The sequence below is a fragment of the Serratia sp. 25CWL12 genome (genome assembly GCF_055790885.1).
Genome location: NZ_CM147698.1, coordinates 2,694,842 through 2,721,045, shown reverse-complemented (window position 1 = coordinate 2,721,045; position 26,204 = coordinate 2,694,842). Strand labels below are relative to the sequence as shown.

The following is a 26,204-nucleotide window of genomic DNA, read 5'->3' as shown; positions in this document are numbered from 1 at the left end:
AACTAAAACAGGTTTAAGCGATAAGTATGCAGGGTATAGTGAGGTATTTCACTCTCTAACATGATTCATTTTTTGCGGAATTAGCGCTGTGGCATGATGGCGGCAACTTTTTTTAACCGATTAGGGATATTCATGGCGTTAAGAATTGCTTTGAGTGGTTTTATTGCATTGATTGTGGCAATGGGTATTGGCCGCTTTGCTTTTACGCCGCAGGTGCCGTTGATGATTGCAGAGCATCAGTTCAGCCTGACGGGGGCCGGGTTGGTGGCGGCCCTGAACTATCTGGGATATCTGTTCGGGGCTTATGACGCCATGCGTGCCAGTCATCATGTGGAGCGCCGTTTGTGGTTAGGGATAGGGGGAGCGGTAGGGCTGACCTTGTTTTCTGCCGTGATAGATGGCGTGTGGTGGCATGGTGCGGTGCGTTTTGCTGTGGGTTGGGCAAGTGGCTGGTCGCTGGTACTGGTGGCTGCCTGGGCTAACGAGCGCTTGGCTCATTATGGTCATCCGGCGCTGAGTGCTGTGGTATTCGCTGGTCCTGGCACCGGGATCTTTATCAGCGGTATGTTAGCAGTAGCAATCCATAGTTTGGCCCTGAGTGCTTCACAAGCCTGGTTGGTTTATGGCGGATTGGCTTTGGTATTGGCGGGGATGATTAGCGTTAATCTGCCACGGGCGGGCGAGTGGCACCGTCCTGATGAGCCTGTAGTTCCACTGGTATTGACCCCTGCGCTGAAGCGCTTGGTATGGAGCTATAGTCTGGCGGGTTTCGGTTATATCTTGCCAGCGACATTTCTCTCACAAATGGCTACGGTTCGTTTTCCTGGCAGTCTGTTTGCTCAGTTTGTTTGGCCAGTTTTTGGTGCTGCTGCGGTGTTGGGCATTATTATTGGTGTTCTGACTCGTCATCAACTGACCACGCAAACCCGTTTGGCCATCACTTTATGGGTTCAGGCATTGGGAGTGTTGAGTGCGGAGGTTGTACCGGGGATCTCTGGCCTGGTTCTGGGGGCGCTGTTAACGGGGGGAGGGATGATGAGTGTGGTACAACTGGCGATTCAACATGGCCGGGAATTGGCACCTAATCATGCCCGTTATATGGCTGGATTACTAACCACGGGATATGCGGTTGGGCAACTGGTGGGTCCGATGCTTTCAGCACTGTCCACGGTCTTGACCCACAGCCTCGAGCCGGCCTTATATGTGGCAGTGGCTGGGTTGGTAATTGCTGGTCTGTTAGTGATTAATACACCAACACGTGCCATGGCATGCAAGTCAACATTGCCCTGATTGAATTCAATTCAATCAGAAGGGCTCATATCAATCTACTGTGAACTGATTGCAGAAATTTCATTCCAGGATGAAATACAATCACTGGATAAAAGACGCATTCTCATTTAGAGTGGAACGAAATATGATCGGGCTCACGTTCTATACCCAAATAATTCAAATGGAACTAACACGCAGACAGTTTGGATCGAAATGAGTATAGGTAGGGTCAAGCCGTCTGCTGGAGAGATATCGCCATGACATTATTAAGCAAAGAAGCTGCACTGGTTCATGCTGCACTTGAGTCGCATGGGTTGGAAACCCCACTGCGCGGGGAAATGCTGGACAGTGAAACACGCAAGCGCCGTATTCAAGAGCATATGACGGAAATCATGCAGTTGCTGAATCTCGATTTATCCGATGACAGCCTGGCTGAAACTCCGAAGCGCATTGCGAAAATGTATGTTGATGAAATATTTTCCGGTTTGGATTATGCCAACTTCCCGAAAATTACGCTGATCGAGAACAAGATGAAAGTGGATGAAATGGTGACGGTGCGTGATATTACGCTGACCAGCACCTGTGAACACCATTTTGTTACTATTGATGGTAAAGCCACGGTGGCTTATATCCCTAAAGATTCAGTGATTGGCTTGTCGAAGATTAACCGCATTGTGCGGTTCTTTGCGCAGCGCCCTCAGGTGCAGGAGCGGATGACTCAGCAGATCCTGCTGGCGTTGCAAACCCTGTTGGGTACCAACAATGTGGCAGTGTCGATTGATGCCGTGCATTACTGTGTTAAAGCCAGAGGCGTGCGTGATGCCACCAGTGCCACCACCACCACCTCATTGGGCGGATTGTTCAAGTCCAGCCAAAATACCCGGCAGGAATTTCTGCGTGCGGTACGCCATCATTAATTATGATGCTAGTATAAGGGTATAAAGTCAGGCGCCAATAGGCGCCTTTTTAGTGAACCTGGCACCGCGGTATACAATGAACACCACTAACCCCATCCCTCCGCGCCCCCGTATTGCCACGCTGGATTACGCACGCGGTATTGCTGTGCTCGGTATTTTATTGATGAATATCTCGGCCTTTGGTTTACCGAAAGCCGCCTACCTGAATCCCGCTTATCTTGGTACCCCCTCAACGCCTGATGCCTGGACTTGGGCGGTGTTGGATCTGCTGGTACAGGTCAAGTTTCTGACTTTGTTCGCCCTGCTATTTGGTGCTGGATTACAACTGTTACTGCCACGGGGTAAGCAGTGGATCCGTGCCCGCTTATCCTGGTTGGTGCTGTTTGGTTTGGCGCACAGCATCTTTATGTGGGATGGCGATATTCTGCTGGCCTATGGGCTGATTGGCCTAGTGTGCTGGCGGATGGTGCGAGATGCCGCAGATACTTATAGCCTGCTGAAAACCGCTGTAGTGCTGTATCTGATTGGTGTGGCACTACTGTTGCTGCTGGGTTTACTGCCCCACGGTGAACCGAGTAGTTTCTGGTTGCCCAGTGCTGCCGAATTGCAATATGAGAAATTCTGGAAACTCCAAGGGGGCGTAGAAGCCTGGCGCAACCGCCTCGATCAGCTCTCTTCTACCCTGTTGGCGATGGGGGTGCAATATGGTTGGCAACTAGCGGGTCTGATGCTGCTGGGGGCCGTTTTGATGCGCAGTGGTTGGCTGAGTCACGCTTATCCCCCAGCCTACTATTTACGTCAAGCGGCTTGGCTGATTCCCCTCTCATTGTTATTACAACTGCCCGCTGTAGCGTTGCAATGGCGGTTAAATTGGGATTACCGTTGGAGTGGTTTTCTGCTGCAAGTTCCCCGGGAGCTCGGCTCACCCTTGCAGGCGATGGGCTATTTGGCACTGATTTATGGTTATTGGCCCAAGTTATCAAAATTGCGTATCAGCGCGGGGTTAGCACTGGTTGGGCGCATGGCGTTGAGTAATTACCTACTGCAAACCGTGGTCTGCACCACACTGTTCTACCGTTTAGGGTTTTATCAGCAATTTGACCGCTTACAACTGCTGGCGATCGTGCCCTTGGTCTGGTTGGTTAATCTGTTGTTTTCCGCATTCTGGTTACGCTATTTCAAGCAAGGGCCAGTTGAGTGGCTATGGCGAAAGTTGACTTCTCTGGCCGTGGGGAAGCCCGGCGCGCCCACAGTGGAATAAAAGCGTCGGTATGTGATGGAGTATGGCATGCATGGATGTTTTGGCTTGGCGCGTCAAAACGCCCCGCCCAATGTTTAGAGCGGGGGATGACGTTACAGCAGTGCTGTTGAATTCACCAGCGGAACCCGGGTGGATACGGCATTTAAGGCGATCAGATGCAGTATTTCACTGACGGTGGTGCAGCAGTCCGGTAATATTGAAACCGCATATTTTTCCGCTGATTTTGAAATGGCAGTATGGGTGACACAGTTCTGCGTCATCATGCCGCAAATCCACAGATCTGTTGCGCCCAACTTTTGTAACTCTTGTTCCAACGTCGTGGCGAAAAAGCTATCGGCAAAGGCTTTCTTGACCACAATGGCATTAGGGGCCGCAGCAACAATTTCAGCATGATTATCGGCACCGGGGGTATTTTCATTAAAGAATGGCGCAATCCCTTTACTGCTATCAGCAATATGTTGTACCACAATCACCGGAATATTTGCCTGATTGGCTTTATTGATGGCCGCTTTGATATTTTCCAATACCACTTCCGTGTTCCACAGCGGGAATTTACCCTGTGGGAAGTAATCATTCTGTAAGTCGATCACAATCAGTACCGGTTGGCTATGTGCAGTCATAAGAGTCACTCTCCTTGGTGGGGAATAGCATTGCCATTAAAACTGGCGCAATGCGTGCTAATAATACCGACAATTAGAGTCTAGCCATAAAGGATCAACTGCTCAGTTCTTTTTTTCTACCGGTGCGGTGCTCTGCTTTTCTGCTGCTAGTTTTTGTTCTAATTCCACTAACTGTTCCGGCGATACGGCAGGGTAGCCCTGTGCATTTTCAGGTACCTCGTGCAGAGCAGAGATGGGGATTAACGGGCCAAGGAAGCGTGGTTCACGCTTGAGGATATAGAGATCAGTCAATGCGCCCAAGCGAGCGAAAAGCTCCCGTGCACGTACCGTCATGATATTTTTGGGGGAGGGCACCGCATAGCATTGCGCTTGAATCCCCATATGCAAGGCAATAAACAGGGCGCGTTCGCAATGGAAGCGTTGAGTAATGATAATGAAATCGTTGGTGTCAAAGACTTTACGGGTACGCACAATGGAGTCGAGGGTACGAAACCCGGCATAGTCGAGCACGATATCGCTTGGGGGCACTCCGGCAGCAATCAGATCACGACGCATGGTCATGGGTTCGTTATAGCTTTGTTGAGCGTTATCGCCGCTTAACAGCAGGTACTTTACCTTTCCGCTGTTATAGGCGTTGATCGCCCCTTGAATACGGTAGCGGTAATATTGGTTGATCACACCACTGCGATAATATTTGGCGGTACCGAGAACCACACCCACCTGACGTGATGGTAGCGCTTGCAGTTCATCGTAAATATAAGGGGCCGTTTTCCAGCTTATCCAGCGATCGAGCGCAAAAGCTGTCAGCATCAGTATTGAAATGATGGTTAACAGGCCAATTATTAGGCGTCTCAACATATCGATGCCTTATGCGCGGGGTTATCGGGATAATTTCAAGGCTACTGTACCTGTACCGTAGACGCAAGCGATGTGCAGCAGACAGCGGGCGTTATGCGTTATTTTTCAGCAATCTTGGGTATCTCTCCGGGCAGAACCGATTGCCTGCCCAGAGATTCAGCGGATTGACTCCGCGACTAGTTAAAACGAAGTCCGCTTATAGTTGCGGTAGCGTGGGTGCCAATAGTTATGTTCAATCGCATTGGTGAGGGCCTTTTCCGAGGTGACCATCGCGACGCCTTGTAGCTGGGCCGCTTTACCTACTGCTATGGCAATACACCGGGAGACCTGTTGAATATTTTCGATACTCGGCAGCAAGGCACCGTGGCCATCGGTTGCCAGTGGTGAACAACTGGCCAATGCGCGGCTGGCCGCCATCAGCATGGCATCGGTCACCCGTGTTGCCCCTGATGCCAGCACCCCAAGGCCGATCCCCGGGAAAATATAGGAGTTATTGCACTGGGCAATCGGGAATTGCTGCTCTTTATAGATAACTGGCGGGAATGGGCTACCGGTGGCTACCAGCGCCGCACCCTCTGTCCAGTTGATAATATCTTCCGGCCGGGCTTCCACGCGGGAGGTCGGGTTGGACAACGGCATCACGATTGGGCGTGGGCAATGCTGATGCATTTCACGGATAATTTCTTCGGTAAACAGCCCTGGCTGACCGGATACACCAATCAGAACGGTAGGTTTAGCATTACGTACCACTTCCAGCAATGAGATAGCATCGCTCTCAGTATGCCACCCAGCCAGATTTTCGCTTTTTTGTACCAGCTTGCTTTGGAAATCGAGCAAGTTTGGCAGCTTGTCAGTTAACAGACCAAAACGGTCCACCATAAAGACCCTGGCACGGGCTTCTTCTTCGCTCAGCCCTTCGGATTTCATCTGGGCGATGATTTGCTCGGCAATGCCACAACCGGCGGAACCAGCCCCGAGAAAGGTGACAGTCTGGTCGCGTAATTGGCTACCCGCAGCGCGACTGGCGGCAATTAAACTGCCCAGCGTGACGGCAGCTGTGCCTTGGATATCGTCGTTAAAGCAGCATAATTGATCGCGGTAGCGGTTAAGCAGTGGTGTGGCATTGCTCTGGGCAAAGTCTTCAAATTGTAGCAACACATTCGGCCAACGGCGTTTAACCGCCTGGATAAACTCATCAACAAACGCATAATATTCGTCACCTGAAATACGCGGATGACGCCACCCCATATACAGCGGGTCGTTTAAACGTTGTGGATTGTTGGTCCCCACATCCAGCACTACCGGTAAGGTATAAGCTGGGCTGATCCCCCCGCAAGCCGTATAGAGCGAGAGCTTACCGATCGGGATCCCCATACCGCCGATACCTTGATCACCCAAGCCAAGAATACGTTCGCCGTCGGTAACGACGATCACTTTGACATTTTGCTTGGTGGCGTTTTGCAACATATCATCGATATGTTCACGATTGGGATAAGAGATAAATAAGCCACGAGCTCGGCGGTAGATATCGGAAAAATGCTCACAGGCTTCCCCTACCGTCGGGGTATAGATGATGGGCATCATCTCGCTTAAGTGGCTGTCCAATAACCGATAAAACAGGGTTTCGTTAGTGTCTTGAATATTACGCAGATAGATGTGTTTATCGTTGTCGTTGGTGAAATCCTGATATTGACGATAAGCGCGTTCCATCTGCTCTTCAATAGTCTCTACCGCTTCCGGCAGCAGGCCGTGCAGGTTGAATTGACTACGTTCCTCTTCAGTAAAAGCACTGCCTTTGTTTAACAGGGGAAATTCCAGCAGAATGGGGCCAGCATAGGGAATATAGAGGGGACGTTTGCTTTCGTGTTCAAGTTCCATCAACTTTGCTCTTCAACGTATCAGATAGTTTTTTTGGTGCTGATCAGGTATCCGAGGATAAACACCTAACGTCGGGCTACCTTCAGCGCTAATTGAGGGGCACAGCTTAAGAGATACGAAAAATATGTACAGCAATTGTTAGTAAAGAGTGGGTAAATTTGTGGGTAATAGTGACATTTATTCAACTTGCAGGTGGATATTCACCTGCAAGTTGCAAAGGGATGTCGCTAGAAAGTGATCCGCTCTACCTGCTGACAGCCTAATGATGCCAAGGTTGCCCGGGTTGCATCCCATTGTGTCAGTAGGGCATTTTGGCCTTCAACCAATACGGCTCGACGGATTTTCTGACAATCAGCGCCGGAGAGGTTCATCTCGAATTATTTTGCGTATAACTATAATTAATACCTATGCCCTTGAGGAGGGGAAGACCGGATAATGTGCGACGTCATCCCCATGAGCTAACCTGTACTTAAAGTCGACGAAGCTCTAACCCTTCCGCTGTGCGGTTGATTTCAAGACGTTTATTACTTGGGTGTTGAGCGATACACAATTCACCAAACAATATGACTTCGTAACCTAAGTTTCTGGTCATTAAATTCATTAAACGGTTACGTTTGGCTATCATATCTTTCATGTAGTCTCCCCAAACTTCAAAGAGAATCGCTGGATGACCCGACTCGACTAACCATTTGCGAGCGCCTTTAAAGACTTCGAGCTCTAGCCCTTCAACATCTACTTTAACCAGATTTGCTTTGGGTAATGACAATGAATCAAGCGTCGATATCTTTACCTGTTCGTACTCTTCAATAGTTGAACTGAGGAGATTTTGCTGCATGCGAATATTGGCATCCAGCGACAGTGCTCCTAGATTTTTCTCGGTTAAAATATCCAGTACAGGGACCTCAATCTCACCATCAATATCCCCAATGGCCATCTGGTAAGCAAAGCAGTTACTCAGATTGTTGCTTAATAAATTGGCGCAGAGTTGGTAGAACACCTGACGCTGAGGTTCAAAGGCGAATAATTTCCCTTTTTGAGCTAAGATACTCTTCCCCATAGGAACCGCATAAGCGCCAATATTTGCCCCTATATCGACAATTACTGGCTTTTCAATACCCTCAATTAAGACCTGTGATATTTGTAATGTGGCGGGCTCCCATAATTTCCCTTCACGGAGATGTTCATTAATCATGTCGGGGCCAGCAGTGAGCAGGAAGTTTACATCACCGACGCGATAGAATGAGAGCGGGGAATCAGTTTTTTGTTGATTTTGAATATCATCCATAACTATGGCCTTTAAGGTCAACGTGAGTAAAGAACCTGCCCACGGTATATTATTTAACGGGTCGTCTGCTTGATCGCGGTTACGGTAGCATGAACGGTGGGTACTCTATACGTACCCAGCGATAGTCTTTTTCACGCTTAGTGACTTGGTCAATGGGGTGGCGAGCCAATGTGCATCGTCAACCCATAGCTGTTTTTGCGCGAGATCTGCAAAGGTTTTTAAGCGTCTGGTGACTGCTTGTTTGCGGTTGGAGCCGAACTCAAGTGGTATCTCAGATTTGATAAACGTTAGCGCACGATTATGCACTAGTTCTATCCAGAGTAAAATATGTTGACCTTCAGAGATGAACAGATGTGCAGTATGGCTTGGCGTATATCTTGGTGTTGCAAGCACTTCTATGCTTGGGAGCAACGTAGAATTTGGAAAATAAAACTTCAGACGACCCTGTGTTGTATAAGGAGCAATAGACGTTTGTGCCAAGGTAAACGTGACTTTAATCACGCCCGGTGTCTTGCACATTTTTTCGTCGCTCGGCCAGTCGTCATTTTCGGTTTTGGAGACATACAGGGTCGCGTTTGGAAAAGTACCTTTCCCCGTTAGTTAAGGCCGTATACGTTGTTAAAAATGCAAGGGGTTGCCTGTAACCATTGCTAATGATGGTACTAGAAAGTGATCCGCTCTACCTGCTGACAGCCTAATGATGCCAAGGTTGCCCGGGTTGCATCCCATTGTGACAGTAGCGCATTTTGGCCTTCAACTAATACGGCACGACGGATTTTTTGGCAATCAGCGCCGGAGAGATTCATCAGCACCAGTGCTGCCTGTAGCGGCGGCAAGCTAGGGTTAAATGCGGCATTTTCTGCATAACGGCCGGCATAGATTGCGCCATCTTCACCCTCCAAGGCGACACCACTGTAGGCTTCGCTATAAGGGGCATGACAGCGGTTGGCAGCGTCCAGAGCAGCGTTGACCAATGGATCATTCAGTGCCAACTGGCAGCCATGATCAATCGGATCCATCAACAAATTGCTAATGGCAAGGTCGTTCGGCCCGAAAGAGTCCGGCAGGTAATCACCCAGTGTTGCAGCAGCCCGTGTCGGCAACTGGATTTGCAGTGCGCTGCCACTGTTTAGCTCATTCATAAATTGCCGGCAATGACCGCAAGGCGTGTAGTTAACCGTGATAGCACTTAGTTTGCTCTCCCCGCGCAGCCAGGCATGGATGATGGCTGATTGTTCCGCATGCACCGTTTGCTGCAAAGGCGCGCCACTAAATTCCATATTGGCGCCAAAATAGAGATTGCCACTAATACCTTGGGCGATGGCCCCTACCTGGAAATGCGAAATGGGTGTTAATGAGTAGGCCGCAGCCAAAGGGAGCAGGGCAAATGCCAACGTGCTGCCATTTAACCCGCAAACTTGTTTGAGCGTCGCCACTTGGTCCGCCTTGAACATAGCTGAGAAATCTGCCGCATCAAGGTAGGGTAATAGAGCTGATTGCAAAACAGACGGTAGTTGCTGATAGGCAGCATGGAAGCGCGGGTGCATAGCAAGTCTCTCTACAAGTTGACGAGGCAACATTTTAGGCAGCTTGCTAACAACAAAATGTGACATTTATCTTATTTGTAATGAAATTAATGCAATGAAAACAGTAATTGCGAGAGCTGTCGCAGGTTTTGTCGTTAAGCAGACTGCCAGCAAGCGCTTAGCTTGCATGGCGACGGGTATATTAGCCAAATAGACGCAGCAGCACCGGGAATATAAAGGGGGCGGTCAACGAGGTGATGATCCCGCAGATAACCAATGCCAGTGAACTGAATGCCCCTTCCTGGTAGTCCATTTCCGCGCAGCGCGCAGTCCCTAATGCGTGCGAGGCGGTACCCATTACCAGACCGCGTGCAGATTTGGTATTGATTTTTAGCAGATTAAGCAGCGAGTGCCCCAAAACCGCACCAAACATACCAACAAATATCACACAGACTGCACTGATGGCCGGGATACCACCAATCGAGTCGGCGACCGCCATGGCAATCGGGGTCGTGACCGATTTAGGCAAGATTGAGGCGGCAATATCGGGTTTTGCTCCTAATAACAGGGCGATAGCTCCCCCGGTGACCATCGCGGTGATACTGCCGATAAAGCAGATGGTAATGATCGACTTCCAACGGGCGCGGATTTGGTGGATCTGCTCATACAACGGAAAGGCGAGGGCAACCACCGCCGGTTGCAGCAGGTCATTGAGAATTTTGCTCCCTTGAAAATAGTCTGCATAGGGAATACCCGTCAGCAGTAAAAAGGGAATAATCACCACCATCGAAACCAACAACGGGTTGAGCAGGGATATCTTCAGCCATTGTGATAACTTACGTGCGGCGAAAAAAACTAACAATGTCAGTGGCAGAGACCACCAGATAGTGTGGATCATTTCTCTTCCCCCTGGTTTGGGGATTGCCCGCTAATCCTGCGCTCCCGGTGGAAATAGTGTGAGCTATAGCCGACAACCACAAACACCAGCAGGGTACTGACCAGGCAAGAGACCACCAATGGCAGCAGGTCGTCAACGATCTGATTGTAATATTTCATCACGCCGACACCTATGGGCACAAACAACAGCACCATATAACGGATAAACAAATGACAACCGGGCTTGAGCCAGTTGGCAGGGAGAACTTGCCAGGAAAGTAGGACAAACAGCACCAGCATACCAATAATGCTGCCGGGAATGGCGATTGGTAACAGTGATGCGATGGTATTACCGATAAATAGACAGAGGTAGATCAGTGCGATGGCTCTGATGTACTTCCAGCCCACGAGAAGAAGGTTGCCCATAGTATTTCCCAGCTAACGCGAAACATTCATCATACAATTAAACTGTGAGCCACACCACAACATGTACTAGGCGTTTTCTGATTGCACCGTATTGTGCCTGGCAAGGGGTTGCTGCTGTACCGCCAACCGATGGCCAAAAAAGAAAAACAGCAGGCTGAGTAACGCTGTGGCAATCAGCATCATAAACATCACTGCGGGTGAGCTATAGCTGAGCAAGAAACCGCAGATCACCGGGTTGATGGCTCCCCCAAGATTACCGAGGCTTTGCACCCCATAGTAGCTGCCTTTCAGGTGGGCTGGGGCGATGAAATCGATGAACATATATTCCACCGGAATAACGATGATTTCCCCAAGGCTGAAAATCGCCATCGCCACTGCCCAAAACAGGATGGATTGCCCGGCCAGCCAAAAGCCGATCAACCCCAGCACAAAGAACAGCGTACCCAGCATTAGCCAGCGAAACATATTGTCTTGGCGCATACCACGGCTGAACAGATATTGCAGGGTGATAACGATACCGGCGTTGACGATCATCACCACGCCAATCACTTGATAGGCAAACTCCGCATTGGCAACCGTAATCAGATATTGCGACAGATAGCCGGCGAACTGACCGTATACCACCGCCCCCAAGGTGCCGCCAATGGTGAAGTAAATCAGCCGTTGGTCACCACGCAAAATAGCGATGGTCTGGCGGAAACTGGGTATGGTCAGCGGAGCACCGCTGATTTCTGCTGACGGAGGGGACTGATAGTATCTCAAACGCAAACTCAGCGTGATCACCACCAGTAACGCCAGGCCGCCAGACAAGTAAAAAGGCAACAACAGTCCATAACCGGCGACCATCATCCCCAGTGATGAGCCAATCGCCCAGCCCACATTGACTAGCGTGTAATTGAGTGAAAACGCTTTGATACGTTGCGCGACCGGTAGCCAACTGGCGAAACAGGCTTTGATAGCGATGCCGAGTATGGCATAAGCGGCGTGCAGAATGGCCATCACCATAATGACGCCAACTGAACCTGGCGCCCAGGGAATAGCAAAAAAGCTCAGGGAAAATAGCAGAATGGCCAACAGTATCAGGTAGTTTTTATTGAAACGATCTACCAGATAACCACCATAAAAACTGCTGATAATGCCAATACCCAGGCTGATACCCAGCACTGCACCTACGCTTTTCGGTAGCAAGTGGAAATGTTCGGTGAGGTAAATGGTGATAAAAGGAAGTGTAATACCACGGCCAATGGTCAGCACTAATGAACTGGCCAGTAAGAACTTAATGAGCGGGGGGAATCCTTTCATAAATCATCCTGTTTAAATGTACCTTTCACCATTCAACTTCAAGCGGCACATCAGCCATGGGCGCACACGCCGGTGCGCCCATCACTAGGGTAACAGGAATAAAGTTTACTTCACCTGCATACCTGGCTGCGCACCACTATCTGGGCTCAGTAAGAAGATCTCTTTATCGCCCGGGCCTGCGGCCATCACCATGCCTTCCGAAACACCAAAGCGCATTTTACGTGGTGCCAGGTTGGCCACCATGATCGTTAAACGGCCCACCAGTTGTGCTGGGTCTGGGTAGGCAGAACGGATACCAGAGAAAATCTGGCGTGATTCACCACCCAGATCAAGTTGCAATTTCAGCAGCTTGTCGGAACCCTCTACCAATTCGGCACTTTTGATCAGCGCAATACGCATATCCACTTTAGCGAAATCATCGAAGCTGATGGTTTCCTGAATCGGAGCGTCGGCCAACGGCCCAGTGACCACTTTGGGGGCTGCCATATCTTCTTTAGACGCATTAACCATATCATTAACTTTATCGAGGTCGATACGATTAAACAGTGCCTTGAATGGATTAACCTGATGGCTCAGTAACGGTTGCTGGATACTGTCCCAGCTCAGTTCACAGTTAAGAAACGCTTCGGTCCGTTCAGTTAAGGCAGGCAGTACCGGTTTCAGGTAGCTCATCAGCACGCGGAACAGGTTGATCCCCATTGAGCAGATGGCTTGCAGGTCAGCATCGCGCCCTTCTTCTTTTGCCACAACCCAAGGTGCTTGCTCATCAACATAACGGTTGGCCAGATCTGCCAACGCCATAATTTCGCGGATGGCCCGGCTAGTTTCACGGCTGGCATAGGCTTGGGCAATACTTTCCGCCGCATCAACAAAGGTCTGATACAGCGCAGGATCCGCCAGATGGTCAGCCAATTGCCCGGCAAAACGTTTATTGATAAAGCCAGCGTTACGGGAAGCCAGATTGACCACTTTGTTGACGATATCGGTATTAACGCGTTGCACGAAGTCTTCCAGGCTTAGGTCGATATCGTCAATGCGTGAAGAGAGCTTGGCGGCGTAATAATAACGCAGGCAGTCCGCATCCAGGTGCTGCAGGTAGGTGCTGGCTTTGATAAAGGTGCCGCGTGATTTTGACATCTTGGCACCGTTCACCGTGACATAACCGTGAACAAACAGATTAGTTGGCTTGCGGAAGTTGCTGCCTTCCAGCATGGCTGGCCAGAACAGACTGTGGAAATAGACGATATCTTTACCGATAAAGTGATACAGCTCGGTGGTGGACTCTTTACGCCAGAATTCGTCAAAATCCAGGTCATCACGTTTGTCACACAAGTTCTTGAACGAACCCATATAACCGATAGGGGCATCTAACCAGACGTAGAAATATTTACCGGAAGCATCCGGAATTTCGAAGCCGAAATAGGGCGCATCGCGGGAGATATCCCACTGCTGTAAACCCGATTCGAACCACTCCTGCATTTTATTGGCGACCTGCTCTTGTAATGCACCCGAACGAGTCCAGGCTTGCAGCATATCGCTGAACGCGGGCAGATCGAAAAAGAAGTGTTCGGAGTCACGCATGACCGGCGTAGCACCGGACACCACCGATTTGGGTTCGATCAGTTCTGCTGGGCTATAAGTAGCACCGCATACTTCGCAATTATCGCCGTATTGATCCGGTGCTTTACATTTAGGGCAGGTACCTTTGACAAAACGATCCGGCAGGAACATGCCTTTTTCCGGGTCGTAAAGCTGTGAAATGACGCGCTGCTTGATATAACCGTTTTCTTTCAGACGGCGATAGATCAGGCTCGACAGTTCACGGTTCTCTTCGCTATGGGTGGAGTGATAGTTTTCATAGCTGATGCCAAAACCAGCGAAGTCCTGCTGGTGCTCACGCTTCATTTCCGCAATCATCTCTTCCGGCTTGATCCCCATCTGCTGTGCTTTCAGCATGATTGGGGTGCCGTGCGCGTCATCCGCACAGATAAAATGAACCTCATGGCCGCGCATTCGTTGGTAACGCACCCAGATATCTGCCTGGATGTGCTCGAGCATGTGGCCGAGATGGATGGAACCATTTGCGTATGGTAGCGCGCACGTCACCAGTAATTTTTTCGCGACTTGAGCCATAGTGAGAACTTGCTTTCTGTAGTGAGTAATAAAAGGGTCTTTGATGTTACCTGATCATGCTGTCTGCTGCTAGGGTGGTTTCTTGCTGTTATATGCGCGAGTTGCTACTGAGTTCTGTTATGCTTGTCATCATGCTATCCATATAAAAAAATCAAGGAGCCGGGATGAACGCAAAATCCCCTGAGCAGAGCAATCCTGAAGTTCTGCGTGCCCTGGTGACCGGCGTATTGGCCACCTTTGAACACCCAACACTAAAAAACAACCTGACCACACTGAAAGCCATCCACCATTGTGCGTTGCTGGACCATGTATTGCACATTGAGTTGACCATGCCTTTTGCCTGGCAGAGTGGTTTCGCCGCTTTGCAAGAGAGCGTTAGCGATGAACTGCTGCGCGTGACCGGTGCCAAGGCTATCGACTGGAAACTCAAGCATGATATTGCCACCTTAAAACGTGCCAACGAACAGGCAGGTATTAACGGCGTACGTAACATTATCGCGGTTAGTTCTGGTAAAGGCGGTGTCGGTAAATCCAGCACGGCGGTGAATCTGGCGTTGGCACTGGCGGCAGAGGGCAGCAAGGTGGGCATTCTTGATGCGGACATTTATGGCCCGTCGATCCCCAATATGCTGGGCACCGAGCACCAGCGGCCCACCTCGCCAGATGGCCAACATATGGCCCCAATTATGGTTCACGGCCTGGCTACTAACTCCATTGGTTATCTGGTGACTGACGATAATGCCATGGTTTGGCGTGGTCCAATGGCCAGCAAGGCACTGCTACAACTGTTGCAGGATACTATATGGCCTGACCTGGATTACCTGGTGTTGGATATGCCGCCGGGTACCGGGGATATTCAGTTGACGCTATCACAGAACATCCCGGTGACCGCTGCATTAGTGGTGACCACACCGCAGGACATTGCTTTGTTGGATGCGGCAAAAGGCATTGTGATGTTTGAGAAAGTGCATGTGCCGGTGTTGGGTATTGTGGAGAACATGAGTGTGCATATCTGCAGCAACTGTGGCCACCATGAACCTATTTTTGGTACTGGCGGCGCCGATAAGCTGGTGAAGAAATATAACAGCACCCTGTTAGGGCAAATGCCGTTACATATTTCGCTGCGTGAAGATCTCGACCGTGGTCAACCGACGGTGGTCAGCCGCCCTGATAGCGAGTTTGCCGAGATTTACCGGCAACTGGCTGGGCGCGTTGCTGCGCAAATGTACTGGCTAGGGGACACGATCCCCACGGAGATCGCTTTCCGCGCGCTGTAACTGTCTTTAAGTCATCAAGCTGCAGTTCTGATGGCTGCAGCTTGAAGAGCCCATTATCGACTATCAAATCAGGTTGTTAAGTTATGACTGACCAGTCACATCAGTGTGTCATTATTGGTATTGCGGGTGCATCGGCTTCGGGTAAAAGCCTGATCGCCAGTACCTTGTATCGTGAGTTGCGTGAACAAGTGGGTGATCAACATATCGGTGTGATCCCGGAAGACAGTTATTATAAAGACCAGACGCATCTGACCATGGAAGAACGGGTGAAAACCAACTATGACCACCCAAGTTCCATGGACCACAATCTGTTGTTTCAGCATCTACAAATGTTGAAAGCAGGTCAATCGATTGAATTACCACTCTACAGCTACAACGAGTATACGCGCAAAAAAGAGACTATCCATCTGGAACCGAAAAGGGTGATTATTCTGGAAGGCATTCTGCTATTGACGGATAGCCGCTTACGCCAGGAAATGAGCTTTTCGATTTTTGTCGACACGCCATTAGATATCTGCCTGATGCGCCGTATGAGGCGTGATGTGAATGAGCGTGGACGTTCGATGGAGTCCGTTATAGCGCAGTATCAGAAAACGGTTCGTCCGATGTTCCTGCAGTTTATTGAACCTTCCAAACAGTATGCCGATATCATCGTCCCGCGCGGGGGTAAAAACCGCATTGCAATTGATATCTTGAAGGCTAAAATCAGCCAGTTTTTTGAGTAACTGATTAAAAATTCAGTGATCTTTGGTGAATAATACCCAAGTACATTCATGCTGCAGGTAGGCGGCAAACGAGAGAATCCCGATGAGCTTACACCAGTAAGTGATTCGGGTGAGCGAGAGCAGCCAACACCGCTGCAGTTTGAATGGCGACGGGTTATTTACAACCTGGCATAGACCTTTTAGTGATTATATGGCAGTTTTTGTAGCCGATTACGCACCCATACTCAAGAAAGATGAAGAGTATGGAATGGAGATAAAATAATGAGACTCTGCGACCGCGATATAGAAGCCTGGTTGGACAATGGCAAATTGGTAATTTCCCCACGCCCACCTATGGAGCGTATTAATGGGGCCACTGTAGATGTCCGTTTGGGCAACCAGTTTCGTGTATTTCGTGGCCATACCGCGGCATTTATCGATCTTAGCGGGCCAAAAGATGAAGTTAGCGAGGCACTTGATCGCGTCATGAGCGATGAGATTGTCCTGCCGGAGGGAGAAGCCTTTTTTCTGCACCCCGGTGAACTGGCCTTGGCCGTGACACTGGAGTCGGTGACACTGCCAGACGATCTGGTGGGTTGGCTTGATGGCCGTTCTTCTTTGGCACGCCTGGGTTTGATGGTGCACGTAACGGCACACAGAATTGATCCCGGCTGGCAGGGCCGAATTGTGCTGGAGTTCTATAATTCAGGTAAGCTGCCGTTAGCATTGCGCCCAGGTATGCTGATTGGTGCACTGAGTTTTGAGCCGCTTTCCGGGCCTGCAGCACGCCCCTATAATCGTCGCCAGGATGCGAAATATAAAGATCAGCAAGGGGCAGTGGCCAGCCGTATTGATAAGGACTAACAGTGCAGAAATGCAGAAAGTAAGCCAGATTAGTATAGACAAGAGGTTGGTATGAGAAGATTGCTAACAACATTGGCCATTTTGCTGGTGGTACTGATAGCTGGGATGGCTGCATTGGTGCTGTTGGTGAATCCGAACGATTTTCGTGCCTATATGGTCAAGCAGGTTGAGCAGCGCAGTGGCTACCATTTGACGCTAGAGGGTGACCTGCGTTGGCATGTTTGGCCGCAATTAAGCATTCTTGCCGGGCGGATGACGGTGACCGCGCCCGGTGCTGCGCTACCGCTGGTCAGTGCTGACAATATGCGCCTGGATGTCCGCTTGCTACCGCTACTTTCTCATCAGCTTGATATCAAACAGGTGATGCTTAAAAATGCAGTGTTCCGGTTGACCGCTGATAGTGAAAAGCAGAACCAGCCCAATGCGCCAGTTGCCCCCGGTGCAAATCAGTTGGATGAAATCAGTGAATCACTGTGGAAGTTTGAAATTGATAATCTGCAGATTGTCGATAGCTTGCTGATTTGGCAGCGAGTCAACAATGAGCAGATTAATGTTCGTGACATTAATTTAAACTTGCAACGCACTGGGCAGCATCAGGCAAAAATGGATCTTTCCAGCCGGGTGAATCGTGACCAGCGTGATTTGGCCTTTACCTTGGCTGCAGATATTGATTTGTTGCAGTACCCCCAGCAGATTACTGCCAAGGTTAGCCAGTTCAACTACCAGTTGGAGGGGGCAGATATTCCCACTGCAGGGATCCAGGGGCAGGGTAGCGTACAAGCGGTTTATCACCAGCCTACACAGCAGTGGGTGCTTAGCCAATTGTTGCTCAGCGCCAATGACAGCCAACTGACTGGTGATGCCAGTGCTCAGTTTGGGCCGATACCAGCCTATAAATTAAACCTCAGCGCGGCGCAACTGAATATGGATGCACTTTCCGGTTGGCGGACTGCGGTTTCTGATAACACGGCGCCGCAACAAGCGGTGGCCGCCGCACCAGTTATCGCCAATCAGATAGATGGGCCGCAACAGAGTCTGCGGGCATTACGCAATTTCAAGGCACAAATTAACCTGCAGGTGGATCAGGTTACTTACCGTGGAATGAACATCACTCAATTGGTGGCGGACGCCAACAATCAGCAGGGGTTACTGACAGTAAACGTGCTGTCTGGCAAGTTGGCGGCGGGGGATTTTGCCCTGCCAGGTTCGTTAGATGCTCGAACAAACCGGCCATTGATCAAAGTCCAGCCGGTATTGCGGCAAATTGAGTTAGGTGATTTGCTTAAAGCGTTTGATATGCCTTTGGCATTAACTGGCGCATTCAGCATGCAAGGTAATTTAAGTGGAGACCAATTAAACGCTGCTTCTTTCGAGCATAACTGGCAAGGCACCGCAGAGTTGAGTTTGCAGAATGCCCAACTGAAACAATTTAATATTCAGCAGTTGATCCAGCAAGCAGTAGCACGTAATGACAACAGTGTACGTGGGCAAGACAACTACCAACGGCATACCGAAATCAAACAGATGACGGCCAAAGGCAGTTTGAGTAAAGGAACACTGACACTCAGTACGCTGAGCGCAGAATCGCCATTGCTCAGCTTGACTGGGGAGGGCCGGCTGGATATAGCGGGTCGGCAGTGTGACATCATGATGAATGTGTTGGTAAAAGAGGGGTGGCAAGGTAATAACGCCCTGATCGCCCAACTGATTAAAACACCTATCCCACTACGTGTTTATGGCCCGTGGCAACAGCTCAATTACCAGATACAGCTCGATCAACTGCTGCGTAAAATGTTGCAGGATCGTGCCAAAGAGGCACTGAATAAATGGGCGGAAAAAAATAAATCCAATCAGACAGGCCGTGATGTGAACAAGCTGTTGGATAAGCTGTAATCGTTGTTATTTAGACTTATAGCCATGCAAGTTGCAGACAGACTGCAACTTGCATGGGCCCAACTTTGCCTAAGCTGAAACTGTTACTCCCGCCATAAATTTTAATTATTTCCTGATGACGCCGCGTGCGACCTTGATTGATGTCATAATATCTTATGCAGACTTTCGGCAAGGTATGGCGTTATTGGGCAGAAAAGCATTGAACTTAAATAAATAATAAGCAGAGGAATTATGATCGAACTTCTAATCGGTGCTCTGGTGGCCGTGGGCGTAGGCCGATATATTATCAAAGGGTACTCAGCGACAGGGGTATTGCTGGTTGGCGGATTACTGCTGTTGGCAGTGAGCGCCATTATGGGCAAAAGCGTATTACCTGCCAGCGCCACGTCAACTGGCTGGCGAGTTACCGATGTCTTTGAATACGTTAAAATCCTGCTGATGAGTCGCGGTGGCGACCTCGGCATGATGATTATGATGCTATGTGGCTTTGCTGCCTATATGTCACACATTGGTGCCAATGATGTGGTTGTCAAGTTGGCATCACGCCCATTGCAGATGATCAACTCCCCCTATTTACTGATGATTGCTGCTTATTTTGTGGCTTGCCTGATGTCATTGGCGGTGTCTTCTGCCACCGGGTTGGGGGTGCTGTTAATGGCGACCCTGTTCCCACTGATGGTGAATGTGGGCATCAGCCGTGGCGCGGCAGCAGCCATCTGCGCCTCACCAGCGGCAATTATCCTTTCCCCGACTTCGGGTGACGTGGTACTGGCGGCCAAAGCGGCGGAAATGCCGTTGGTGGATTTCGCATTTAAAACCACACTGCCCATTTCCATTGCGGCCATTATCTGCATGGCGATTGCTCATTTCTTTTGGCAACGTTATCTGGATAAGAAAAGTAATGAAGAGCACCACATCATGGACGTGAGTGAAATCACCACCCATGCGCCTGGTTTCTACGCTATTTTACCGTTTACGCCGATTATTGGGGTGTTGGTGTTTGACGGTAAATGGGGGCCTTCACTGCATATTATTACCATACTGGTGATCTGCATGTTCCTGGCGGCGGTGATTGAATTTATCCGCACCTTCAATGGCAAAACGGTGTTTACCGGGCTGGAAGTGGCTTACCGTGGCATGGCAGATGCCTTTACCAGCGTGGTGATGTTGTTGGTTGCGGCTGGGGTTTTCGCGCAAGGGCTAAGCACCGTGGGCTTTATCAGTGCCCTGATTAACACTGCACAGTCGTTTGGCACCGGCGGCATCATTATGATGTTGGTATTGGTGGTGATTACCATGCTAGCAGCCATGATGACCGGTTCCGGTAATGCGCCATTCTATGCTTTTGTGGAGTTGATTCCAAAACTGGCCACACAGATGGGCGTGAACCCGGCTTATTTGGTGATCCCGATGCTGCAAGCTTCTAACTTGGGCCGCACAATTTCACCGGTTTCTGGTGTGGTAGTAGCGGTTTCCGGGATGGCGAAAATCTCCCCATTCGAAGTGGTAAAACGCACTTCAGTACCGGTAATTGTGGGTTTGATTGTGGTGGTAGTGGCGACTGAGCTATTGGTGCCAGTGCAGTAAGTTTTTTACCTAACCTGAGGGAGTACTATCAAACATAGCGGGTCAGCAGACAAGACCACTATTGTGGTGAGCACGGCAGTTGACGCCATTGAAGGAGCCGAACGTAGGCACGAAGCATAGGTAAAAACGCCAGAGATAATGAGATGGACGCTCCAACTTTTACGGCATCAAAGTGCCAAAATGTGAGCGTGAAAACTCAAAACAAGGAGCGTCCAAATGAAAGTATCTACCCTCGGTATCGACTTGGCAAAAAATGTTTTCCAGCTTTATGGTGTTGATCACAATGGCAATACGGTCCTGAAAAAAACTGACTCGCGATAAATTCCTGCCTTTCGTTATGCAACTGGAACCTTGCCTGATGCCGTGCGCACAGCATCAGGCAGTGTGGGGTGGTTACCTTTAACCGCCAACAAGTAATCACCACCGCCCTTGATGATGGTTGAGGCGCTCTCGGTCTGACAGCCTATTGCATTTGTGGATAACAGGCAGCCTTATCGGGAACGTCCATATGTCTGTAGCAGCCGGCCGTGATGCCTGGCCCCGAAATTCGCTAGGTAATATTATTCTGAAAAAGCATTTAATGCCTATTTAAGGCTTGTTTTACTAGAACAATGGTATAATATTATTTTGGCAACCTCTCTTAGCAATAAAATCCGGGTTTATTACAGCTTTCACGGCTTGTCTTTCGTAAAATCCCGAACAGACCCCCGGTTAATCTGCATTAGTGGTGATTGCCACAATTCTTCTGATTCAAACATCGTGTACAGTGCATTGGTAGCTGAAAGCCAAGGGCGGTAGCGTGCCTGAAGTGCTTTAACACAGTGGTAATCTATTGATTAAAAATATGAGTGCGGCAGGGGCAAGCTAAAGGACTTGGTCATTCGATGCTATGTGCCAAACTGATGGTTGGCGATCACCCTTTTATTGTGTTGCTGCAGGATGTATTGCTGTACGACACGACTGCCGAGCTGAGTAAAGAAAACCTGACCAGGATGATCCAGCGTTTTGTGTGGACTGGTTTCAGCAAGATTATGGTGGAGCCGGTGCCGGAAGAAGACGTATCAAATTGCGTGCCTCTGTGACCGATGGTTTATGGCAGCCAACCTGGGGCAAAGCCTTCCGAGAATGGGATAGTGGCTAATTCTTTAGCAATTTTTGCTGCAATCAAAATAAATAATCTTTATAGTTATGGTCCTGCGGAAAATGCTCTGAGGGTCTTTGACCTACCTAGATAACCCACATATGAATACAGCCATAGTGCAAGCGGCAATGCATTTCGACTTTGACAATAGTATATTCGCAAGCTCAGTCTTAACGTTTGCTCAATGGGTGTGTTTATATTCAAAATAATTTGAGTTGCATCTAGGCGCTGAGGCTGAGAGCCAGCAGAAGCAAGGTCCACTATACAACTGGTGCGAACGTATACAGCCAACACTCAGGCGACTTGAATTATAACGAATATAAAGGTGTGGAGATAACGGCATACCTACCCCAAAATAAAATTTGTTAAGCATGTTACTAGGCGACCATGGTCGGCCAGTTGCTTAGCGTTAAAGATTGACTACATTGGAAGTGATAAAACTCGATGGCAAAGAAACAATGGAAACGAATACCACTACTGGTATTGTTCGTTGCAATCAGCGGTTGTACTGTCGTTCCTGGTACCAACCTTTCTACTAGCGGCAAAAACGTTATCCGCCAAGACGACAGCGATTTTAACCTTAACCAGCTGGTGAATATCTACCCTATGACGCCGAGCCTGGTTGAAAAATTGCGACCAAAACCGGTAGTAGCACAGAACAACCCCGAACTTGAACTGGCCTTGCAGAAGTATGAATACCGCATTGGGGTGGGTGATGTGCTGATGGTTACGGTTTGGGACCACCCTGAGCTGACCACCCCTGCAGGCCAATACCGCAGCGCCAGTGACACCGGTAACTGGGTTAATGCCGATGGCACCATCTTTTATCCGTATATTGGCAAAGTGTCCGTCGTTGGCAAAACGGCAAGCCAGGTACGTAATGATATTGCTGACCGTTTGGCGCAGTATATCGAAAGCCCGCAGGTGGACGTGAGTATTGCAGCTTTCCGTTCACAAAAAGCCTATATAACTGGTGAGGTTGCCAAATCTGGCCAGCAGCCAATCACTAACGTGCCGCTAACCGTTATGGATGCTATTAATAATGCCGGTGGTCTTGCTGAAAATGCAGACTGGCGTAACGTGGTGCTCACACACGATGGCAAAGAGCAGCGTATTTCTTTGCAGGCGTTATTGCAAAAAGGCGACTTGAAGCAAAACCGCCTGCTTTACCCAGGTGATATTCTCTACATTCCACGTAACGACGATCTAAAAGTGTTCGTGATGGGTGAAGTTAAAAAACAAGCGACCTTGAAAATGGACCGCAGCGGTATGACGTTAACTGAAGCCCTAGGAAATGCAGACGGTATAGACCAGTTAGTCGCTGATGCAACGGGAATATTTGTGATTCGCCCTCTACGTGGCAGCGAGGGAAGCAAGCTGGCCAGCATCTATCAGCTAAATGCCTCTGACGCAACGGCATTAGTGATGGGAACCGAGTTCCATTTAGAGCCTTATGATATTGTGTATGTTACAACCGCGCCTGTTACGCGTTGGAACCGTGTAGTTAGCCAGCTAGTACCTACAATTTCAGGGTTTAATGAACTTACTGAAGGTATCTTACGTATAAGAAACTGGCCTTAGGATTTTATGATGTTTAGCTCGATACTCGTTGTCTGTATTGGCAATATATGCCGCTCCCCAACTGGGGAGCGCCTGTTGCAGCGGGCACTGCCTGATAAGAAAATTGACTCTGCCGGGCTCAGCGCCTTGGTGGGTAAACCGGCGGATGCCAGCGCAATCGAGGTAGCAAATCAGCATGGGCTATCTCTTAGTGGGCATCAGGGTAAACAGTTAACCGCAGCTATGTGCCGGCAGTATGATCTGATCCTTGTGATGGAAAAGAAACATATAGATGCTGTGTGCCGGTTAGCACCGGAGGTAAGGGGCAAAACCATGCTTTTTGGTCACTGGTTGGCGCAAAGTGAAATTAGTGATCCTTACCGCAAGAGTCGTGAAGCCTTTGAGTTTGTCTACCGTCTACTCAATGATTCTGCCCAAAAATGGGTGCAAGCATTAAGCCGCTAATCAGTCAGGATTACTAATGTCAGAAAAATACAAAGTCAATAATTCCAGTAATGACAGGTCAGATGAGATTGATCTAGGGCGTTTGATCAGGGAGTTAATTGATAGCCGTTGGCTAATTATGGCGGTTACGATAGCATTCTTGATCTTGGGGATCTTATACTCTTTGTTTGCCACCCCGATTTACCGTGCTGATGCATTGATTCAGGTGGAACAAAATAGTGGTAACTCTTTACTTAACAACATTAGCCAGGTGTTACCCGATAGTCAGCCCGATTCAGCACCGCAAATCGAATTACTCAAATCAAGAATGATTATAGGTAAAACAATTGAGGACTTGGCACTCACTACCATCGTTGAACAGCAATATTTCCCAATTTTTGGTAAGGGTTTCGCGCGTCTAACCAAACAGGCGCCTGGAAACCTAGTGATTTCGAAATTTGCATTACCTTCTTCCTGGATTGATGAACCGGTTGTTACCCTCAGGGTCGGTACGGATAATAGTTACATCATTTCAAGAGATGGTGAGCATTATGCCAATGGCAAGATTGGTAATTTGCTGGAAAAAGACGGATTCTCCATATTAATTAGTGATATTCAGGCTGCTCCAGGCACTGAATTTAAAATCACTAAAATCAATGAATTGGACGCGATCACTAAATTACTCGACAATTTTCAGGTTGCGGATAAAGGTAAAAATACTGGAGTGCTGGGTTTAAGTTTGACCGGAGCCGATCCAGTATTGATAAGAAATATCCTGAATACTATCAGTAACAACTATCTGACACAGAACATAGCAAGAAAATCGGCAGAAGATGCGAAAAGTCTGGATTTTTTAAAGATTCAATTACCGAAAGTGCGCAGTGAACTGGATGCTGCAGAAAGTAAGCTCAATCAATACCGGCAACAGAAAGATTCGGTGGATCTATCGCTGGAAGCTAAATCCGTTTTGGACTCGATTGTAGCAGTGGATACTCAACTTAATGAGTTAACCTTTAAAGAGGCTGAGATCTCCAAGCTGTACACCAAGGAACACCCCTCCTACCGAGCGTTGCTTGAGAAACGTAAAATCCTGGAAACAGAACGTGACAAATTCAATAAGCGCGTTAATGCGATGCCAAAAACGCAGCAGGAGATATTACGCTTAAGTCGTGATGTTCAGTCAGGGCAGCAAGTGTATATGCAGTTGTTGAATAAAGAACAAGAGCTGAGTATTTCCAAGGCCAGCACCATAGGTAATGTGCGCATTATCGATCAGGCGGTGACACAAATAAAGCCGATACAACCTAAAAGGCTGATGGTGATTTTACTCAGTGTGGTGCTGGGAGCCATGTTATCCATCGGTTATGTATTATTGCGTTCATTCTTACATCGCGGCATTGAAAACCCAGAGCAGTTGGAAGATTTAGGGATTAATGTCTACGCCAGTATTCCGCTGTCAGAGTGGCAACAAAAGAAAGATATCGAGTTTCAATCTAAAAATAGGGCCAAAGGTAAAAAAGCAAATACTGACTCAAACTCACTGTTGTCGTTACATAATCCGACAGATTCAGCGATTGAAGCAATTCGCAGCCTGCGTACTAGCCTGCACTTCGCGATGATTGAAGCCAAAAATAATATAATAATGATCTCTGGTGCTAGTCCTGGCATCGGTAAAACATTTGTTAGCGCTAACTTGGCTGCTGTGGTCGCCCAGGCAGGCCTGAAAGTGTTGTTTATCGACGGCGATATGCGTAAGGGATACGCACACCAACTGCTTGGTATGGAGGGAGGGAAGGGGCTTTCTGATCTACTCTCCGGCAAAGTTAGCATTGCTTCTGTTATTCAACACACCACCCAGACCGGGCTGGATTTTATCGCCCGCGGGACAATACCACCGAATCCGTCTGAATTATTGATGCATAAACATTTTTCGGAAATAATCAATGAGGCATCAGAAAATTATGACCTGGTGTTGGTGGATACTCCGCCGATTCTCGCTGTTACTGATGCGGCGATTATAGGTAAACTTGCCGGTGCTGTATTACTGGTGGCGCGCTTTGAAATAAATACTCCAAAAGAAGTTGAAGTCAGTATTAGACGTTTTGAACAGAATGGCGTCGAAATCAAAGGGGTGATTTTAAATGGGGTTATCAGGAAAGCCACCAACTATTATAGCTATGACCATTATGATTATAGTTATAAGTCCTGATATTAAGGACCTAGTGCGATAGGTTCTATGTCCAAAATAATTCAAGTTGCTTGTCGGTAGCAAACGATGGAATCCCCTGAAACATAGATAACTATGTTTCAGGGCTGACATCCAAGTAACTTTAAGTGTCTTAAGAATAAACGTTAATAATAAAACTTAGCAGAATTAATTAGG

General features: G+C 48.7%; 21 protein-coding genes and 4 pseudogenes. 13 read left to right on the top strand and 12 right to left on the bottom strand.

Annotation, left to right across the window (positions count from 1 at the left end):
* Positions 1–132: 132 nt before the first annotated feature.
* The 3 genes from ACX9GV_RS11620 to yeiB all read left to right on the top strand — a co-directional run bounded on the left by ACX9GV_RS11620 (position 133) and on the right by yeiB (position 3,447).
* The gene (locus ACX9GV_RS11620) at positions 133–1,290 is read left to right on the top strand and encodes a YbfB/YjiJ family MFS transporter (protein ID WP_473195627.1); all 1,158 of its coding nucleotides are present in this window, start codon (positions 133–135) and stop codon (positions 1,288–1,290) included.
* 236 nt (positions 1,291–1,526) lie between these two features.
* The gene (gene folE, locus ACX9GV_RS11615; RefSeq protein WP_023490055.1) at positions 1,527–2,186 is read left to right on the top strand and encodes a GTP cyclohydrolase I FolE; all 660 of its coding nucleotides are present in this window, start codon (positions 1,527–1,529) and stop codon (positions 2,184–2,186) included.
* Between the two features lie 76 nt (positions 2,187–2,262).
* Complete coding sequence (gene yeiB, locus ACX9GV_RS11610; RefSeq protein ID WP_473195626.1) at positions 2,263–3,447, top strand: DUF418 domain-containing protein YeiB; 1,185 nt, start codon at positions 2,263–2,265, stop codon at positions 3,445–3,447.
* A 92-nt stretch (positions 3,448–3,539) separates the two neighbouring features.
* Here the strand turns inward: yeiB and ACX9GV_RS11605 are convergent, their stop codons facing one another.
* From ACX9GV_RS11605 to metG, 11 genes and pseudogenes are all read right to left on the bottom strand, one after another.
* A complete protein-coding gene (locus ACX9GV_RS11605) occupies positions 3,540–4,067 on the bottom strand; it encodes an isochorismatase family protein (protein ID WP_473195625.1) in 528 nt (175 codons plus the stop codon).
* 102 nt (positions 4,068–4,169) lie between these two features.
* The gene (gene sanA / locus ACX9GV_RS11600; RefSeq protein WP_023490058.1) at positions 4,170–4,925 is read right to left on the bottom strand and encodes an outer membrane permeability protein SanA; all 756 of its coding nucleotides are present in this window, start codon (positions 4,923–4,925) and stop codon (positions 4,170–4,172) included.
* Between the two features lie 180 nt (positions 4,926–5,105).
* Positions 5,106–6,803, bottom strand: a complete 1,698-nt coding sequence (locus ACX9GV_RS11595) for an NAD-dependent malic enzyme (protein ID WP_473195624.1) — start codon at positions 6,801–6,803, stop codon at positions 5,106–5,108.
* Between the two features lie 227 nt (positions 6,804–7,030).
* Positions 7,031–7,174 (bottom strand): annotated as a pseudogene (locus tag ACX9GV_RS11590) (cytidine deaminase); the annotation flags it as partial.
* 98 nt (positions 7,175–7,272) lie between these two features.
* Positions 7,273–8,088 (bottom strand): FkbM family methyltransferase, encoded by an 816-nt coding sequence (locus tag ACX9GV_RS11585; protein WP_473195623.1) that lies wholly within the window; start codon positions 8,086–8,088, stop codon positions 7,273–7,275.
* Positions 8,089–8,193: 105 nt separating this feature from the next.
* Positions 8,194–8,589 (bottom strand): MBL fold metallo-hydrolase, encoded by a 396-nt coding sequence (locus ACX9GV_RS11580; protein WP_473195622.1) that lies wholly within the window; start codon positions 8,587–8,589, stop codon positions 8,194–8,196.
* Positions 8,590–8,750: 161 nt separating this feature from the next.
* Positions 8,751–9,635: a cytidine deaminase gene (cdd, locus tag ACX9GV_RS11575; RefSeq protein ID WP_473195621.1), complete on the bottom strand. Its 885-nt coding sequence runs from the start codon at positions 9,633–9,635 to the stop codon at positions 8,751–8,753.
* Between the two features lie 181 nt (positions 9,636–9,816).
* Complete coding sequence (locus ACX9GV_RS11570; protein WP_473195620.1) at positions 9,817–10,512, bottom strand: CidB/LrgB family autolysis modulator; 696 nt, start codon at positions 10,510–10,512, stop codon at positions 9,817–9,819.
* Positions 10,509–10,916 carry a CidA/LrgA family protein gene (locus ACX9GV_RS11565; RefSeq protein ID WP_473195619.1) on the bottom strand — a complete coding sequence of 136 codons (408 nt, stop codon included), beginning with the start codon at positions 10,914–10,916 and terminating at the stop codon, positions 10,509–10,511. Before ACX9GV_RS11565 ends, ACX9GV_RS11570 begins: the two co-directional genes overlap by 4 nt.
* A gap of 66 nt (positions 10,917–10,982) precedes the next feature.
* Entirely contained in the window at positions 10,983–12,218 is a 1,236-nt protein-coding gene (locus ACX9GV_RS11560; RefSeq protein WP_473195618.1) for an MFS transporter, read from the bottom strand.
* A 105-nt stretch (positions 12,219–12,323) separates the two neighbouring features.
* Complete coding sequence (gene metG, locus ACX9GV_RS11555; RefSeq protein WP_473195617.1) at positions 12,324–14,351, bottom strand: methionine--tRNA ligase; 2,028 nt, start codon at positions 14,349–14,351, stop codon at positions 12,324–12,326.
* Positions 14,352–14,515: 164 nt separating this feature from the next.
* Here metG and apbC point away from each other — a divergent pair, with 164 nt between their 5' ends.
* The 6 genes and pseudogenes from apbC to ACX9GV_RS11525 all read left to right on the top strand — a co-directional run.
* A complete protein-coding gene (gene apbC / locus ACX9GV_RS11550; protein ID WP_473195616.1) occupies positions 14,516–15,628 on the top strand; it encodes an iron-sulfur cluster carrier protein ApbC in 1,113 nt (370 codons plus the stop codon).
* An 83-nt stretch (positions 15,629–15,711) separates the two neighbouring features.
* Positions 15,712–16,353, top strand: coding sequence for a uridine kinase (udk, locus tag ACX9GV_RS11545; RefSeq protein WP_023490068.1), 642 nt, complete (start codon positions 15,712–15,714; stop codon positions 16,351–16,353).
* Between the two features lie 261 nt (positions 16,354–16,614).
* The gene (gene dcd / locus ACX9GV_RS11540) at positions 16,615–17,196 is read left to right on the top strand and encodes a dCTP deaminase (RefSeq protein WP_023490069.1); all 582 of its coding nucleotides are present in this window, start codon (positions 16,615–16,617) and stop codon (positions 17,194–17,196) included.
* A 51-nt stretch (positions 17,197–17,247) separates the two neighbouring features.
* Entirely contained in the window at positions 17,248–19,089 is a 1,842-nt protein-coding gene (asmA, locus tag ACX9GV_RS11535) for an outer membrane assembly protein AsmA (RefSeq protein WP_473195615.1), read from the top strand.
* A gap of 231 nt (positions 19,090–19,320) precedes the next feature.
* On the top strand, positions 19,321–20,676 hold the full coding sequence (gene dcuC / locus ACX9GV_RS11530) for an anaerobic C4-dicarboxylate transporter DcuC (RefSeq protein ID WP_473195614.1): 1,356 nt from the start codon (positions 19,321–19,323) through the stop codon (positions 20,674–20,676).
* Positions 20,677–20,892: 216 nt separating this feature from the next.
* Positions 20,893–21,037: pseudogene (locus ACX9GV_RS11525) on the top strand (IS110 family transposase); the annotation flags it as partial.
* Here the strand turns inward: ACX9GV_RS11525 and ACX9GV_RS11520 are convergent.
* Positions 21,036–21,167, bottom strand: a pseudogene (locus tag ACX9GV_RS11520) (ISAs1 family transposase); the annotation flags it as partial. The pseudogenes ACX9GV_RS11525 and ACX9GV_RS11520 sit on opposite strands and share 2 nt — an antisense overlap.
* A gap of 357 nt (positions 21,168–21,524) precedes the next feature.
* Between ACX9GV_RS11520 and ACX9GV_RS11515 the strand changes: the two are divergent.
* The 4 genes and pseudogenes from ACX9GV_RS11515 to wzc all read left to right on the top strand — a co-directional run.
* Positions 21,525–21,740: pseudogene (locus ACX9GV_RS11515) on the top strand (UTP--glucose-1-phosphate uridylyltransferase); the annotation flags it as partial.
* A 521-nt stretch (positions 21,741–22,261) separates the two neighbouring features.
* On the top strand, positions 22,262–23,398 hold the full coding sequence (locus ACX9GV_RS11510) for a polysaccharide export protein (RefSeq protein ID WP_473195613.1): 1,137 nt from the start codon (positions 22,262–22,264) through the stop codon (positions 23,396–23,398).
* A gap of 9 nt (positions 23,399–23,407) precedes the next feature.
* A complete protein-coding gene (locus tag ACX9GV_RS11505; protein WP_473198024.1) occupies positions 23,408–23,842 on the top strand; it encodes an arsenate reductase/protein-tyrosine-phosphatase family protein in 435 nt (144 codons plus the stop codon).
* 16 nt (positions 23,843–23,858) lie between these two features.
* Positions 23,859–26,030, top strand: a complete 2,172-nt coding sequence (gene wzc, locus ACX9GV_RS11500; protein ID WP_473195612.1) for a tyrosine-protein kinase Wzc — start codon at positions 23,859–23,861, stop codon at positions 26,028–26,030.
* Positions 26,031–26,204 lie beyond the last annotated feature (174 nt).

Excerpts from the sequence above, each read along its gene's own strand:
- ACX9GV_RS11620 (WP_473195627.1), top strand. The coding sequence starts at position 133 with ATGGCGTTAAGAATTGCTTTGAGTGGTTTTATTGCATTGATTGTGGCA.
- folE (WP_023490055.1), top strand. The coding sequence starts at position 1,527 with ATGACATTATTAAGCAAAGAAGCTGCACTGGTTCATGCTGCACTTGAG.
- yeiB (WP_473195626.1), top strand. The coding sequence starts at position 2,263 with ATGAACACCACTAACCCCATCCCTCCGCGCCCCCGTATTGCCACGCTG.
- ACX9GV_RS11605 (WP_473195625.1), bottom strand. The coding sequence starts at position 4,067 with ATGACTGCACATAGCCAACCGGTACTGATTGTGATCGACTTACAGAAT.
- sanA (WP_023490058.1), bottom strand. The coding sequence starts at position 4,925 with ATGTTGAGACGCCTAATAATTGGCCTGTTAACCATCATTTCAATACTG.
- ACX9GV_RS11595 (WP_473195624.1), bottom strand. The coding sequence starts at position 6,803 with ATGGAACTTGAACACGAAAGCAAACGTCCCCTCTATATTCCCTATGCT.
- ACX9GV_RS11585 (WP_473195623.1), bottom strand. The coding sequence starts at position 8,088 with ATGGATGATATTCAAAATCAACAAAAAACTGATTCCCCGCTCTCATTC.
- cdd (WP_473195621.1), bottom strand. The coding sequence starts at position 9,635 with ATGCACCCGCGCTTCCATGCTGCCTATCAGCAACTACCGTCTGTTTTG.
- ACX9GV_RS11570 (WP_473195620.1), bottom strand. The coding sequence starts at position 10,512 with ATGATCCACACTATCTGGTGGTCTCTGCCACTGACATTGTTAGTTTTT.
- ACX9GV_RS11565 (WP_473195619.1), bottom strand. The coding sequence starts at position 10,916 with ATGGGCAACCTTCTTCTCGTGGGCTGGAAGTACATCAGAGCCATCGCA.
- ACX9GV_RS11560 (WP_473195618.1), bottom strand. The coding sequence starts at position 12,218 with ATGAAAGGATTCCCCCCGCTCATTAAGTTCTTACTGGCCAGTTCATTA.
- metG (WP_473195617.1), bottom strand. The coding sequence starts at position 14,351 with ATGGCTCAAGTCGCGAAAAAATTACTGGTGACGTGCGCGCTACCATAC.
- apbC (WP_473195616.1), top strand. The coding sequence starts at position 14,516 with ATGAACGCAAAATCCCCTGAGCAGAGCAATCCTGAAGTTCTGCGTGCC.
- udk (WP_023490068.1), top strand. The coding sequence starts at position 15,712 with ATGACTGACCAGTCACATCAGTGTGTCATTATTGGTATTGCGGGTGCA.
- dcd (WP_023490069.1), top strand. The coding sequence starts at position 16,615 with ATGAGACTCTGCGACCGCGATATAGAAGCCTGGTTGGACAATGGCAAA.
- asmA (WP_473195615.1), top strand. The coding sequence starts at position 17,248 with ATGAGAAGATTGCTAACAACATTGGCCATTTTGCTGGTGGTACTGATA.
- dcuC (WP_473195614.1), top strand. The coding sequence starts at position 19,321 with ATGATCGAACTTCTAATCGGTGCTCTGGTGGCCGTGGGCGTAGGCCGA.
- ACX9GV_RS11510 (WP_473195613.1), top strand. The coding sequence starts at position 22,262 with ATGGCAAAGAAACAATGGAAACGAATACCACTACTGGTATTGTTCGTT.
- ACX9GV_RS11505 (WP_473198024.1), top strand. The coding sequence starts at position 23,408 with ATGTTTAGCTCGATACTCGTTGTCTGTATTGGCAATATATGCCGCTCC.
- wzc (WP_473195612.1), top strand. The coding sequence starts at position 23,859 with ATGTCAGAAAAATACAAAGTCAATAATTCCAGTAATGACAGGTCAGAT.